17 protein-coding genes are annotated in these 13496 nt (G+C 54.4%); 9 read left to right on the top strand and 8 right to left on the bottom strand.

Annotated elements, in window-relative coordinates:
• Positions 1-55: 55 nt before the first annotated feature.
• Positions 56-1492, bottom strand: coding sequence for an aspartate ammonia-lyase (aspA, locus tag ACZAHD_RS08205; protein WP_462456325.1), 1437 nt, complete (start codon positions 1490-1492; stop codon positions 56-58).
• 337 nt (positions 1493-1829) lie between these two features.
• On the opposite strand from aspA, the gene ACZAHD_RS08200 reads away from it, so the two are divergent.
• Entirely contained in the window at positions 1830-2300 is a 471-nt protein-coding gene (locus ACZAHD_RS08200) for an FxsA family protein (protein ID WP_462456324.1), read from the top strand.
• A gap of 91 nt (positions 2301-2391) precedes the next feature.
• On the opposite strand, the gene yjeH is transcribed toward ACZAHD_RS08200, so the two are convergent.
• Positions 2392-3654, bottom strand: coding sequence for an L-methionine/branched-chain amino acid transporter (gene yjeH / locus ACZAHD_RS08195; protein ID WP_462456323.1), 1263 nt, complete (start codon positions 3652-3654; stop codon positions 2392-2394).
• Positions 3655-3884: 230 nt separating this feature from the next.
• Between yjeH and ACZAHD_RS08190 the strand changes: the two genes are divergently transcribed.
• From ACZAHD_RS08190 to ACZAHD_RS08180, 3 genes are all read left to right on the top strand, one after another.
• Complete coding sequence (locus ACZAHD_RS08190; protein WP_003855929.1) at positions 3885-4178, top strand: co-chaperone GroES; 294 nt, start codon at positions 3885-3887, stop codon at positions 4176-4178.
• A gap of 40 nt (positions 4179-4218) precedes the next feature.
• Positions 4219-5865 carry a chaperonin GroEL gene (gene groL, locus ACZAHD_RS08185; protein ID WP_100685757.1) on the top strand — a complete coding sequence of 549 codons (1647 nt, stop codon included), beginning with the start codon at positions 4219-4221 and terminating at the stop codon, positions 5863-5865.
• Between the two features lie 133 nt (positions 5866-5998).
• The gene (locus ACZAHD_RS08180; RefSeq protein WP_100685756.1) at positions 5999-6352 is read left to right on the top strand and encodes a DUF4156 domain-containing protein; all 354 of its coding nucleotides are present in this window, start codon (positions 5999-6001) and stop codon (positions 6350-6352) included.
• Positions 6353-6460: 108 nt separating this feature from the next.
• Here ACZAHD_RS08180 and epmB read toward each other — a convergent pair whose 3' ends face one another.
• Positions 6461-7492 carry an EF-P beta-lysylation protein EpmB gene (gene epmB, locus ACZAHD_RS08175; protein WP_462456322.1) on the bottom strand — a complete coding sequence of 344 codons (1032 nt, stop codon included), beginning with the start codon at positions 7490-7492 and terminating at the stop codon, positions 6461-6463.
• A gap of 40 nt (positions 7493-7532) precedes the next feature.
• Here epmB and efp point away from each other — a divergent pair, with 40 nt between their 5' ends.
• The 4 genes from efp to sugE all read left to right on the top strand — a co-directional run bounded on the left by efp (position 7533) and on the right by sugE (position 9098).
• Positions 7533-8099, top strand: coding sequence for an elongation factor P (efp, locus tag ACZAHD_RS08170; protein WP_096758605.1), 567 nt, complete (start codon positions 7533-7535; stop codon positions 8097-8099).
• 87 nt (positions 8100-8186) lie between these two features.
• A complete protein-coding gene (locus ACZAHD_RS08165) occupies positions 8187-8318 on the top strand; it encodes an entericidin A/B family lipoprotein (RefSeq protein WP_462456321.1) in 132 nt (43 codons plus the stop codon).
• Positions 8319-8493: 175 nt separating this feature from the next.
• Positions 8494-8640: a lipoprotein toxin entericidin B gene (ecnB, locus tag ACZAHD_RS08160; protein ID WP_004097935.1), complete on the top strand. Its 147-nt coding sequence runs from the start codon at positions 8494-8496 to the stop codon at positions 8638-8640.
• Positions 8641-8780: 140 nt separating this feature from the next.
• The gene (gene sugE / locus ACZAHD_RS08155) at positions 8781-9098 is read left to right on the top strand and encodes a quaternary ammonium compound efflux SMR transporter SugE (protein WP_004856976.1); all 318 of its coding nucleotides are present in this window, start codon (positions 8781-8783) and stop codon (positions 9096-9098) included.
• Here sugE and ACZAHD_RS08150 read toward each other — a convergent pair whose 3' ends face one another.
• The 5 genes from ACZAHD_RS08150 to frdA all read right to left on the bottom strand — a co-directional run bounded on the left by ACZAHD_RS08150 (position 9099) and on the right by frdA (position 13035).
• Positions 9099-9629 (bottom strand): lipocalin family protein, encoded by a 531-nt coding sequence (locus tag ACZAHD_RS08150; protein WP_462456320.1) that lies wholly within the window; start codon positions 9627-9629, stop codon positions 9099-9101.
• 112 nt (positions 9630-9741) lie between these two features.
• Entirely contained in the window at positions 9742-10101 is a 360-nt protein-coding gene (frdD, locus tag ACZAHD_RS08145; RefSeq protein ID WP_462456319.1) for a fumarate reductase subunit FrdD, read from the bottom strand.
• Between the two features lie 10 nt (positions 10102-10111).
• Positions 10112-10507, bottom strand: a complete 396-nt coding sequence (frdC, locus tag ACZAHD_RS08140) for a fumarate reductase subunit FrdC (protein ID WP_462456352.1) — start codon at positions 10505-10507, stop codon at positions 10112-10114.
• Positions 10508-10517: 10 nt separating this feature from the next.
• On the bottom strand, positions 10518-11252 hold the full coding sequence (locus ACZAHD_RS08135) for a succinate dehydrogenase/fumarate reductase iron-sulfur subunit (protein ID WP_462456318.1): 735 nt from the start codon (positions 11250-11252) through the stop codon (positions 10518-10520).
• Positions 11245-13035 carry a fumarate reductase (quinol) flavoprotein subunit gene (gene frdA, locus ACZAHD_RS08130; RefSeq protein ID WP_462456317.1) on the bottom strand — a complete coding sequence of 597 codons (1791 nt, stop codon included), beginning with the start codon at positions 13033-13035 and terminating at the stop codon, positions 11245-11247. The genes ACZAHD_RS08135 and frdA overlap by 8 nt, the downstream gene beginning before the upstream one ends.
• Before the next feature lie 276 nt (positions 13036-13311).
• Between frdA and ACZAHD_RS08125 the strand changes: the two genes are divergently transcribed.
• The coding region (locus ACZAHD_RS08125; protein ID WP_462456316.1) for an amino acid--tRNA ligase-related protein at positions 13312-13496 on the top strand (185 nt) is incomplete at its 3' end.

The following is a 13496-nucleotide window of genomic DNA, read 5'->3' as shown; positions in this document are numbered from 1 at the left end:
AAGCAAAAAAGGCATGTCATTGCTGACATGCCTCTGGGTAGTTTAACCTGATAACTTACTGTTCGCTTTCATCGGTATAACGCTTCGCTTTATAGGCCGGATGCATCAGGTTGTGCGGTGAGAAAATATCGTCCAGCTCCGATTCGGTCAGTAATCCACGCTCCAGGACCACTTCCCTTACGCTCTTGCCGGTTTCGGCGCAAATTTTGCCGACAATATCGCCATTGTGGTGGCCGATAAACGGGTTGAGGTAGGTGACGATACCGATGGAGTTATACACATAGCCTTCGCACACCGCTTTGTTGGCGGTGATGCCGTTAACGCATTTTTCCAGCAGGTTGTAGCAGGCGTTGGTCAGAATGTGGATGGATTCAAACATCGCCTGGCCGATCACTGGCTCCATCACGTTAAGCTGCAACTGACCGGCTTCCGACGCCATGGTTACCGTGGTGTCGTTGCCAATCACTTTGAAGCAGACCTGGTTGACCACTTCCGGTACGACCGGGTTAACTTTTGCTGGCATGATCGATGAACCCGCCTGCAACTCCGGCAGGTTGATTTCGTTCAGGCCGGCGCGTGGGCCGGAAGAGAGCAGGCGCAGATCGTTACAGATTTTGGACAGTTTCACCGCCAGACGCTTCAGTGAGCTATGTACCATCACGTAGGCGCCGCAGTCGGAGGTGGCTTCAATCAGATCTTCCGCCGGAATCACCGGCAGGCCACTGACTTCCGCCAGTTTTTGTACCGCCAGTTGCTGGTAGCCATCCGGCGTATTCAGGCGCGTACCGATGGCGGTGGCGCCGAGGTTAACTTCGAGCAGCAGCTCTCCGGTGCGCAGAATGCTTTTGATTTCTTCATTCAGCAGAACATTAAAAGCGTGGAACTCCTGGCCGAGGGTCATCGGCACCGCGTCCTGCAACTGGGTACGACCCATTTTCAGGATATCCTGGAATTCGGCGGCTTTATTCTGGAAGCCGTCCCCCAGTTGGTTGATGGCGTCAGTTAATTTCAGCAGGGACGCATAAACCGCGATACGGAAGCCGGTCGGATAGGCATCGTTGGTGGACTGGCATTTGTTAACGTGGTCGTTCGGGTTCAGATACTGGTATTCACCTTTCTGATGGCCCATCAGCTCAAGACCTATGTTGGCCAGCACTTCGTTGGTGTTCATGTTGACCGAAGTCCCTGCGCCGCCCTGGAACACATCAACCGGGAACTGGTCCATGCATTTACCGTTATTCAGAACTTCATCACATGCGGCAATAATGGTATTCGCGACGCTTTTAGGAATGGTTTGCAGTTCCTTGTTGGCCATCGCGGCGGCCTTTTTGACCATCACCATGCCACGCACAAACTCAGGGATATCGCTGATTTTGCTATTGCTGATGTAGAAGTTTTCAATCGCTCTCAGAGTATGAACACCATAGTAGGCGTCAGCTGGAACTTCCCTGGTACCCAACAGATCTTCTTCGATACGAATGTTGTTTAACATGTGAACCTTCTTTTTCAAGCTGCCAATGAATTCACCAAATACGCAGAATTTATGGGATTTTACGCATTTTCTTGCCGAAGATTATTTCCTTAATCGGCCCGGTGCCCACGATCATATGCTGATGATAGCGAATGTCAGCAACCTTGATCACTTATTATGTCGAGAAGAGTATAAGAATTACTAATCTGTGAAATGAGTCACCGCTTTGCCGTTCTTGAAAAAATAAGCGTTTCTGCCGATTGAAATGTGCCGTTTTAGCCCAATATTGATGTGATGCGAAAAGCACACCGATGACTGCGGGGGCCGATAGTGAACCCCGCGAATGAAGGAGACGCCAGTGCGTTGGATTCCGTTTATTGCCATTTTTTTATACGTTTACATTGAGATATCGATCTTTATCCAGGTGGCCCATGTGCTCGGCGTTCTGTTGACGCTGATTCTGGTGATCTTTAGCTCGGTGGTCGGTATGTCGCTGGTGCGCAACCAGGGCTTTAAAAACTTTATGCTGATGCAGCAGAAAATGGCGGCTGGTGAAAGCCCGGCTGCAGAAATGATTAAAAGCGTATCGCTGATTATCGCCGGTTTGCTGCTATTGCTGCCGGGGTTCTTTACCGATTTCCTCGGCCTGCTGCTCTTGTTGCCGCCGGTGCAAAAGCACCTGACCTTGAAGCTGATGCCGCACTTGCGCTTTAGCCGGATGCCTGGCGGTGGTTTTAGCGCGGGAACCGGAGGCGGTGAGACCTTTGACGGGGAGTACCAGCGCAAAGAGGAAGATCGCGACCGTCTGGATCATAAAGATGACCGCTAAGCCATCAGGCCCGGCATGGCCGGGCTGACACGGTGATAATGATGATGAGCCGGAGAGGCGTTGAGCTATCCGGCTTTTTTCTTGGGATGTTTCATTGATGATGATGGTGGGGAAGCACCGCCGTACGACGCTTTGGCAGCCACAGCCACAGTACAGCCATAACCAGCAGGGCGTACAGGCTTTTCCAGCCGATCATCGCCAGTAACAGCAGACAGAGCAGGCTACCGATGAGCGCCAGAACCCGATAGCGTCCCCGCAGTAACCGGCAGCCCGCCAGCATGCACAGCAGATAAATCATAATGAAGATGCCGTTGGCATAGACGATCAGCGCATCAAGGTTGATATCCAGCCAGTAGATGCCTAGCGTGCTGATGGCACAGCAACCCAGTACCACGTTGAGCGCATTGCGTGGAATTTGCTGCGGCGAAAGGCGGGCGAGGTAGCTTTCTGGTTTGTACTGCGCCTGCGACCAGACCAGACGGGCAAAGCTCTGGATATAGATATTGAGGCTGGCGAAGCAGGCGAGATAGCCAATGACGCAGGCGATCCACAGCGCCTGCACGCCAAACAGGCGCACCACGATATTGGGCAGCGATGCGGCGGCGGCCATATTGTCGCCGAAGGCATGAAAATGCAGGACCAGCACGGTACAGGCCCAGTAAACGGAGCCCGCCAGCAGCAGGCCGATCATTAGCGCGCGGGGGAAATCGCGCTCCGGGCGTTTAAATTCCGATGCCAGATGGGCAAAGGCTTCAAGGCCGACGAAGCACCAGAACATCACCGACAGGGCGGCAAAGAGCTGAGAGCTGTCGATATCCGCCGGCGCCGGAAAGGGGATTTGCGCCGGACTAATCCCGCCGCGCCACCAGATAGCGACGATCAGCGCGACGATGAGGACCGCGACCAGCGTTTGTAGGTTCGCGCTGGAGCTGGCGCCTCGCGACCCCACCCACCAGACGATGGCCAGTGTACCCAGCTCCGCAAGCAGCAGCTGGTTGTCGTGCCAGCCAAACAGTGCCTGGCCGAAGCCGGTGGCAATATGCAGCGCCGCCGGCAGGCCAACCGGAATGACCGACAGGAACAGCCAGCCGGTGACGCGTTCCAGATGAGGGCCAAACGCCATATTGACGAAGTGCGCCACGCCGCCCGCGCTGGGGAAGTGGCGGCCAAGTACGGCAAAGACGATGGCGATCGGGAAGACCAGCAGAATGAGCGCGGGCCAGGCCCACAGACTGTTATCTCCCGCCACCAGCGCGGCAAGAGCGGGAACGGCGAAAACGCCGGTGCCGAGCAGCGACGTAGAAAGCAGCCCCACTCCCTGAGCCAGACCTAACTCCTGTTTTAAACCACTCATGATGCCATCCTGCCCTGACAAAAAATCGATGGTATCACAATCGTTTTTACTTATGATGGCGGGCAGACTTGCATCTGTTTCTGTGCGTCAGCGCACAAGGAAAATTTTTTTTTAACTTTCCCCCTTGAAGCGCGAAAACCCACCCCCATCTATCAGGCACTAGCCGGAAAACCGTATACGGGCCGGTGTCACCCATAACTGATAATGACTTTCTCAAAGGAGAGCTATCAATGAGTATTCGTCCGTTACATGATCGTGTGATCGTCAAACGTAAAGAAGTTGAAACCAAATCTGCAGGCGGCATCGTTCTGACCGGTTCTGCGGCAGCCAAATCAACTCGTGGCGAAATCATCGCTGTCGGTAAGGGCCGCATCCTGGAAAACGGAACTGTGCAGCCGCTGGACGTTAAAGTAGGCGACATCGTTATTTTCAACGACGGCTACGGTGTGAAATCTGAAAAAATCGACAATGAAGAAGTGCTGATCATGTCTGAAAGCGACATTCTGGCAATTGTTGAAGCGTAATTCGCGCGCGAAACTGAACGAATTTGAGGAATAGAAAAAAATGGCAGCTAAAGACGTAAAATTCGGTAATGACGCTCGTGTAAAAATGCTGCGCGGCGTGAACGTACTGGCAGATGCAGTGAAAGTGACCCTGGGCCCGAAAGGCCGTAATGTGGTTCTGGATAAATCTTTCGGTGCACCGACCATCACCAAAGATGGTGTTTCCGTAGCGCGTGAAATCGAGCTGGAAGACAAGTTCGAAAACATGGGTGCACAGATGGTGAAAGAAGTTGCCTCTAAAGCGAACGACGCTGCAGGCGACGGTACCACCACCGCAACCGTACTGGCTCAGGCTATCATCGCAGAAGGTCTGAAAGCCGTTGCTGCTGGCATGAACCCGATGGATCTGAAACGCGGTATCGACAAAGCGGTCGTGGCGGCCGTTGAAGAGCTGAAAACGCTGTCCGTACCATGCTCCGACTCTAAAGCCATTGCTCAGGTTGGTACCATCTCCGCTAACTCCGATGAAACCGTAGGTAAACTGATCGCGGAAGCGATGGACAAAGTCGGTAAAGAAGGCGTGATCACCGTTGAAGACGGTACCGGTCTGGAAGATGAACTGGACGTAGTTGAAGGTATGCAGTTCGACCGCGGCTACCTGTCCCCGTACTTCATCAACAAGCCGGAAACTGGTGCTGTTGAACTGGAAAGCCCGTTTATCCTGCTGGCTGACAAAAAAGTCTCCAACATCCGCGAAATGCTGCCGGTTCTGGAAGCCGTTGCGAAAGCAGGCAAACCGCTGGTTATCATCGCTGAAGACGTTGAAGGCGAAGCGCTGGCAACTCTGGTGGTCAACACCATGCGCGGTATCGTGAAAGTCGCTGCGGTTAAAGCTCCTGGCTTCGGCGACCGTCGCAAAGCTATGCTGCAGGACATCGCTACTCTGACCGGTGGTACCGTCATCTCTGAAGAGATCGGTATGGAGCTGGAAAAAGCGACTCTGGAAGACCTCGGCCAGGCGAAACGTGTTGTCATCAACAAAGACACCACCACCATCATTGATGGCGTGGGTGAAGAAGGCGCCATTCAGGGCCGCGTTGCTCAGATCCGTAAGCAGATCGAAGAAGCGACTTCTGATTACGACCGTGAAAAACTGCAGGAGCGCGTAGCGAAACTGGCTGGCGGCGTTGCGGTAATCAAAGTCGGTGCAGCAACCGAAGTTGAAATGAAAGAGAAAAAAGCGCGCGTTGACGATGCTCTGCACGCAACCCGTGCTGCGGTGGAAGAAGGTGTTGTTGCTGGTGGTGGCGTCGCGCTGGTTCGCGTTGCCGCTAAACTGGCCGGCCTGACCGCTCAGAACGAAGATCAGAACGTCGGTATCAAAGTTGCGCTGCGCGCAATGGAAGCTCCGCTGCGTCAGATCGTGTCCAACGCCGGCGAAGAGCCGTCTGTTGTTGCTAACAACGTGAAAGCGGGTGAAGGCAACTACGGTTATAACGCGGCAACTGAAGAATACGGCAACATGATCGACTTCGGTATCCTGGATCCGACTAAAGTGACCCGTTCTGCTCTGCAGTACGCTGCATCCGTTGCTGGTCTGATGATCACGACTGAGTGCATGGTAACCGACCTGCCGAAAAGCGATGCTCCTGACTTAGGCGCTGCTGGCGGTATGGGTGGTATGGGTGGTATGGGCGGCATGATGTAATCGTGCGCTATCCCCCTTAGAAACAAAGAAACCCCCGGGCAGAAATGCTCGGGGGTTTTTCTTTTTCTCATCTTTTTAGTATAAGGTGTACATCCGGGCCAGCGCGTCCAGCTCATTGATCATGGGGAATAACATGCAGGTAAGATATTTAGCAGGGATTGTCGGCGCAGCATTATTGTTAGCGGGTTGCAGTTCCAGCAACGAACTGAGCTCAGGCGGACAGAGCGTACGCTTTGTTGAAGATAAGCCGGGTGCGGATTGCCAGCTGTTGGGGACCGCGACGGGCAAGCAGAGCAACTGGCTTTCCGGGCACAATGGCGATGAAGGCGGCTCCATGCGTGGCGCGGCGAACGCGCTGCGCAACCAGGCTGCGGCGATGGGCGGCAACGTGATTTATGGCGTGAGCAGCCCGACGCAGAACCTGCTGTCGAGCTTTGTGCCGACCGATAGCGAAATGAACGGCCAGGTCTATAAGTGCCCGAACTGATTTGATTCCGGGCCTCTCCCGTCGAGGGTCAGAGGGGCCTGGGCGAACGCTACGCGTTCAGTCAGTCGGTGAATCGGAGGTCTGCCAGCTTTTCCCCGGCAGACCTTTTCACGCATGTTGTTTTAAACCCAAATCCAGCGGCGTCTTACTTGGCTCACCGCCGATTTCCCGTGCCAGTCTTGGCACCATATAACCTGAAACCAGGGTAAGCAGCTCGCGCATAATGACCCTGGCCTCTTCATCTTCGACCATAAAATGGGCAGCACCCTGGACTTTATCCAGCACATGCAGGTAATAAGGCATGACGCCCGCATCGAACAGGGCATTGCTCAGAGCAGCCAGCGTGTGGGCATTGTCGTTGACGCCGCGCAGCAGGACGCTTTGATTCAACAGCGTGACACCGACCTGGCGCAAGCGTGCCATTGCGGCGCGGAAATCAGCATCGATCTCATTGGCGTGGTTGATATGATTGACCAGCAGCACCTGCAGCGAGGAGCAGGCAAAGCGTGCAACCAGCGCATCGGTAATCCGCGCCGGGATGACGACAGGCAGACGGCTGTGAATGCGCAGACGCTTAATGTGCGGGATCGCCTCCAACTGAGTGAGCAGCCAGTCCAGCTCATGATCTTTTGCCATCAGCGGATCGCCGCCGGAAAAAATAATCTCATCAAGCTGCGGATGCGCGGCAATGTACGCCAGCGCCGCCTGCCAGTTACGCTTATTGCCTTGATTTTCGGCATAAGGGAAGTGTCGGCGGAAGCAATAACGGCAATTTACCGCGCATCCACCCTTGACCAGCAGCAGTGCCCGGTTGCGGTATTTATGCAGCAGACCGGGGACAACGCTGTGCTGTTCTTCCAGCGGATCGGTGGAAAAACCCGGTGCTGAAATAAACTCATCTTGTGAAGTAAGTACCTGACGAAGAAGGGGATCGTTGGGGTTTCCCGGCTCCATTCTGGCGATAAATGCCCGCGGCACGCGCAGCGCGAAGAGGCGTTTTGCTTCGCGTCCCGCAAGCAAGTTCGCATCAGCGTCTACATTTAAAAGATGCAGCAGTTCATCGGGACTGGTCACAACATCTGCAAGTTGCGTTAACCAATCTTCTCTGGATGGGGTATTTAGGGTTACAATATGCGCCATTTTGTGGCTTAGCTACCAATTAACAAATTTAGAGGGCCTTATGGCGACTTACTATAGCAACGATTTTCGTGCCGGTCTTAAAATCATGATGGACGGCGAACCTTATGCCGTTGAAGCCAGTGAATTCGTGAAACCAGGCAAAGGCCAGGCTTTTGCACGCGTTAAACTGCGTCGTCTGCTGACCGGGACTCGCGTAGAGAAAACCTTCAAATCTACCGATTCCGCCGAAGGCGCAGACGTTGTTGATATGAACCTGACTTACCTGTACAACGACGGTGAGTTCTATCACTTCATGAACAACTCCACTTTCGAGCAGCTGGCTGCCGATGCGAAAGCCGTTGGCGATAGCGCGAAATGGCTGCTGGATCAGGCTGAGTGCATCGTGACTCTGTGGAACGGTCAGCCTATCTCCGTCACCCCGCCGAACTTCGTTGAGCTGGAAATCGTTGAAACCGATCCTGGCCTGAAAGGTGATACCGCAGGTACCGGCGGTAAACCGGCGACGCTGTCTACTGGCGCAGTGGTTAAAGTTCCGCTGTTCGTTCAGATTGGCGAAGTCATCAAAGTGGATACCCGCTCTGGCGAATACGTATCCCGCGTGAAGTAATTCATGCCATAGAGGGTTGGCGCAGCAGCGTGCTGCGCCTGCTATAAGTCGTTAAGCAAACCAGGTCATTTACCGCAGGCAAGGAAGATGAACAACGCGATAAAACTTCTGCTGGTGCTCTCTCTGAGCGCAACGTTGCTCACCGGATGCAATACCGCCCGCGGCGTTGGCGAAGACATCCAGGGGCTGGGACATGCGATTTCGCATGCGGTCAGCTAAGCGCCTTTTTTGCCCGACCTTTTTACGACATCCCCGCTTTTCTGTACCGTTTCGCTTACACCTGCCGTATCCTCTTCTCCTTTTCTCTTAAAAAACGCTGAGATTCCGCCATCCTGGGTCAGGTTGTCTATGCTTATAGGGCACGATAACTAAAACTGGTAATAAGGATGACATTATGGTGAAAAAAGCAATTGCAGCGTTCTTTACGGTTTTGGCCCTCTCTTCTGTGCTGACCGCATGTAATACAACACGTGGTGTGGGTCAGGATATTTCAGAAGGCGGCAGTGCCATTTCTGGAGCTGCGACAAAAGCTCAGCAATAAACCCTGACGGTACGGTGACTGGCCGTACCGTTCTTTTCATCGCATGTTCTGCTGGTTATAATCTCTGTGTTTTCATTCACACCTTACGGGACGACCTGTAAGCGTATCGCAGTCGGGGACGGCCCCATCGAGGGAGTCCTGTGTCCTGGTTCATTTTGTTTATCGCCGGTCTGCTGGAAGTGGTCTGGGCGGTTGGTCTGAAATATACCCACGGTTTTAGTCGCCTGGTGCCCAGCGTGATCACCATTGTGGCTATGGTGCTCAGCATGGCGTTGCTGTCATGGGCGATGAAAACGCTGCCTGTCGGCACCGCCTATGCGGTCTGGACGGGAATTGGTGCGGTAGGCGCGGCGATCACCGGCATCGTCCTGCTCGGCGAATCCGCCAGCGCCATGCGTATTGCCAGCCTGGCGTGCATCGTTGTCGGTATTATCGGGCTGAAAATCAGCGCGCACTGACTAATAACGTTGGTTAACCCAGATAAGCTTGCTGACGTCGAAGCCCTGTCGGGTGGCAATGTTCAGCATCTGCTGTTTCACTTCCGGTGAGACCTTCGGCGAGCGGGCCAGCAGCCAGAGATAATCATGGTCTGGCCCGCAGACCAGCGCGTAGCGATAATCTTTATCCAGGGCGATCACGTTGTAGCCGCCGTAGAAAGGGCCGAAAAAGGAGACTTTCAGCGCTGCACGGGTTGGCTGGCCGGTGAAGTAGGCCACGCCATCGGTTGTCTGCCATATACCCCGGTCGGGGTTATAGCCTTTATTCACCACATCCAGTCCACCATCGTCGCGCAGGCTGTAGGTGGCGGTCACTTTTTCAAGACCACTTTCAAATCGATGGTCGAAGCGAGCTATTTCATACCAGGTGCCGAGATAGCGCTGGGCATCAAATGGACTGACCACCGTTACGCCTGGCGGCGGCGTTGGCGTGCTACAGGCAACACCCAAAAACGAGGCGGCAACAACGGCAATAATGGGCAGCACACGCATAGCATTTTCCTTGCTGGCTTTTTAGCTAAGTGTAGATTCTGTCGGGAGAAAAGCGGGGATTTTTTCTGCAAAAGAGAGCCCGATAACAGAATGCTATCGGGCTTCAGGGAGGTTAAATGAATAATACGCCAATCAGCGTCACAACGGTCAGGATCGCGGCCAGGCCGTAGAAGACCCACTTACCATTCGGAACGTGAATTTTCAGATCGTGCATGGCGTGATGGATGCGGTGCAGCCCACACCACAGCGGCAGGACGATCATCAGGAAGATAAAGGCGCGGCCCACAAAACTATGGGCAAAGCTCAGCACACGCTCATAGCTGAATGCATCGCCTGGCGCCAGGCCTAATGGCAGCAGAATACCGACCAGCAGCACCATGACCGGCGCGACAATCGCGCCCCACATACCGCCTGCGCCAAACAGCCCCCAGAATACCGGTTCATCGGAACGTTTCGGGTTGGGATTGATCATTTCAGCCTCCTTACCAGAACAGAGCAACAAACAGGATCACCACGGTCACCAGCGCGGTCACCACCCAGAGCCCTTTAATCACCGGCTCTGGCCCCATTTTTTCACTCTTAATAATGATATTGGCGGCTTTCGGCGCCAGCTCAAACCAGGTTTTGGTGTGCAGCAACGCGGCGCCAAGGGTGATCAGATTCAGGATCACCACCACCGGGTTTTGCAGGAAACCCACATAGCCAGCCCAGCTTTCAGCGCCATTTTTCAGGGCAAAAAGACCGTAAATCAGTATGATACTGAACCATACCGTTGGCACTGCGGTGCCTTCACGCACCATATAGAAGCGATAAAACGGCAGCTTTTTCCACCAGGTGGACGTCATCGGCCGCACGTAGGGTTTGCGTTTAGTCGTCATCATGCACTCCTTAGCGTGGTTTCAGGGTCGCGATAAGAAAGTCTTTCGAGCTTTCTACCTTGCCCTGCTGAATGGCGGCTGCCGGATCGACATGCTTCGGACAGACTTCCGAGCAATAGCCTACGAAGGTACAGGTCCAGACGCCGTTCTGGCCGTTAAGCTGCGCCATACGCTCTTTCTTGCCATGGTCGCGACTGTCTTCGTTGTAGCGATGGGCGAGGGTGATGGCCGCCGGGCCAATAAACTCCGGATTAAGACCAAACTGCGGACAGGCGGCGTAGCACAGACCGCAGTTGATACAGCCGGAGAACTGATGGTATTTGGCCATCTGCGCCGGGGTTTGCTTGTTTGGCCCCTGATCCGGTGTGCGGGGGTTGCCAATAATATAGGGCTTAATGGCCTCGAGACTCTCGATAAAGTGGGTCATATCGACCACCAGATCGCGCTCAATAGGGAAGTTGGCCAGCGCCTCAACCTTAATACCCTTGGTGTATTCGCGCAGGAAGGTTTTACATGCCAGTTTCGGCACTTTATTGACCATCATCCCACAGGAACCGCAGATCGCCATCCGGCAGGACCAGCGATAGCTGAGGTCAGGCGCAAGGTTATCTTTGATATAACCCAGTGCGTCGAGCAGCGAGGTTTGTTCATCATAAGGCACTTCATAGAACACGCTGTGCGGCGCGATGTCGATTTCCGGGTTGTAGCGCACCACTTCAATTTTGAGGTTTTTCATCTCAGCCATTTGCCATCTCCTTCTTCTCGGCTGCTTCCGCTTCTGCGCCATATACGCGTTTCGCCGGCGGCAGAGAGGTAATTTTCACCTCACCGTACTCCAGACGTGTGGTGCCATCTGCATCGCGGAAGGCCAGCGTATGTTTGAGGAAATTGACATCATCACGTTCGGTGCAGCCTTCATCCAGACGCTGGTGCGCGCCGCGTGACTCTTTACGTGCAATCGCGGAGTGCGCCATACATTCAGCGACGTTCAGGCCATGGCCCAGTTCGATGGTGTAGAGCAGGTCGGTGTTGAAGACGCTGGAATTGTCGGTAATGCGCACGCGCTTAAAGCGCTCCTGCAGTTCCGCCAGTTTATCGATGGTTTTCTGCATCAGCTCCGGCGTGCGATAGATACCGCAGCCTTCTTCCATCGACAGCCCCATTTCATCGCGAATTTTCGCCCAGTTCTCGTTACCTTCCTGATTGACGAGGTCTTTAAGACGTTTTTCGACATCGGCAGCCTGCGCGTCCAGCGCGGCAACGTTCATTTCACCAGCTTGTACAGCCCGCTTCATCGCCTGTTCACCGGCGAGGCGGCCAAATACCACCAGTTCTGCCAGCGAGTTGGAGCCGAGGCGGTTGGCGCCATGCAGACCGACGGAAGAACATTCGCCAACCGCAAACAGGCCTTTAATCCGTGTTTCGCACTGTTGGTCGGTTTCAATGCCGCCCATGGTGTAGTGCGCGGTCGGACGGACCGGAATTGGCTCTTTCACCGGGTCAACGCCAACATAGGCTTTAGCCAGCTCGCAGATAAACGGCAGGCGTTCAAGCAGCTTTTTCTCACCGAGATGACGCAGGTCGAGATAAACCACGTCGCCGCGCGGCGTCGGAATGGTGTTGCCTTTACGCCATTCGTGCCAGAAAGCCTGGGAGACTTTGTCGCGTGGACCGAGCTCCATATATTTGTTTTTAGGCTCGCCGAGCGGCGTTTCCGGACCCATGCCGTAATCTTGCAGATAGCGGTAACCATTTTTGTTGACCAGTATACCGCCTTCACCGCGGCAGCCTTCCGTCATCAGTATTCCGGAACCCGGCAGGCCGGTTGGGTGATACTGGACAAACTCCATATCGCGCAGCGGTACGCCGTGGCTCAGCGCCATGCCCATACCGTCGCCGGTGACGATGCCGCCGTTGGTGTTGTAGCGATAGACTCGTCCCGCGCCGCCGGTCGCCAGGACCACCGCGTTGGCGCGGATTTGGACCAGCGAACCTTCCATCATATTCATCGCCACCAGGCCACGGGCCTGACCATCATCGACCAGAATGTCGAGGACGAAGTGTTCATCGAAGCGCTGGATTTGGGGGAACTGGAGGGAGGTCTGGAACAGGGTATGCAGCATATGGAAGCCGGTCTTATCGGCGGCAAACCACGTGCGTTCGATTTTCATCCCCCCGAAGCGACGCACGTTGACGCTACCGTCCGGACGGCGGCTCCACGGACATCCCCACTGCTCAAGCTGGGTCATTTCCGTGGGACAGTGGTGGACAAAGTAATCGACGACATCCTGTTCGCAAAGCCAGTCGCCACCGGCGACGGTGTCGTGAAAATGGTACTCAAAGCTGTCATGATCCTGTGCAACGGCAGCAGAACCTCCCTCGGCCGCAACGGTATGGCTGCGCATGGGATAGACTTTTGAAATCAGTGCGATTTTGGCATGTGGATTTGCCTGCGCCGCGGCAATAGCGGCGCGAAGACCAGCTCCGCCTGCGCCAATAACAGCAAGATCGGCTTGAAAAGTTTGCACGACATTCCTCCAGTTTTTGTTTATTTCGCCGCTGGACTGGCGAAAAAGTATCACTGCTCCTTTATAGGTAAAGGAGTATAGCCGTAGGGTTGATGGGGAAAATTGATGTGTTCGATTTTTTTGTCAATATGTGCGCCGGTTTATCAGCTCTGGTGATGAATTCTCATCGGTAACCGGTTTTCCGTATGCCGCAGGCGCGCCGGTTCGCACAAAATTTGTTTCACCCGACGGTTACGAGTAGACTTCGTGCCCTTGTATGAAATCGGAGAAAGTAACATGAGCGAGACGGCAACCTGGCAGCCGAGCGCGTCCATTCCAAACCTGTTGAAACGCGCGGCGATAATGGCGGAAATTCGCCGTTTCTTTAGCGACCGTGGCGTGCTGGAGGTGGAGACGCCTTGCATGAGTCAGGCGACGGTGACGGATATTCACCTGTTTCCGTTCCAGACCCGTTTCGTCGG

Source organism: Raoultella sp. (genome assembly GCF_039594335.1).
Classification (GTDB): domain Bacteria; phylum Pseudomonadota; class Gammaproteobacteria; order Enterobacterales; family Enterobacteriaceae; genus Klebsiella.
The sequence above is the reverse complement of the archived record's forward strand: the minus strand, read 5'-3'. Positions and strand labels throughout refer to the sequence as shown.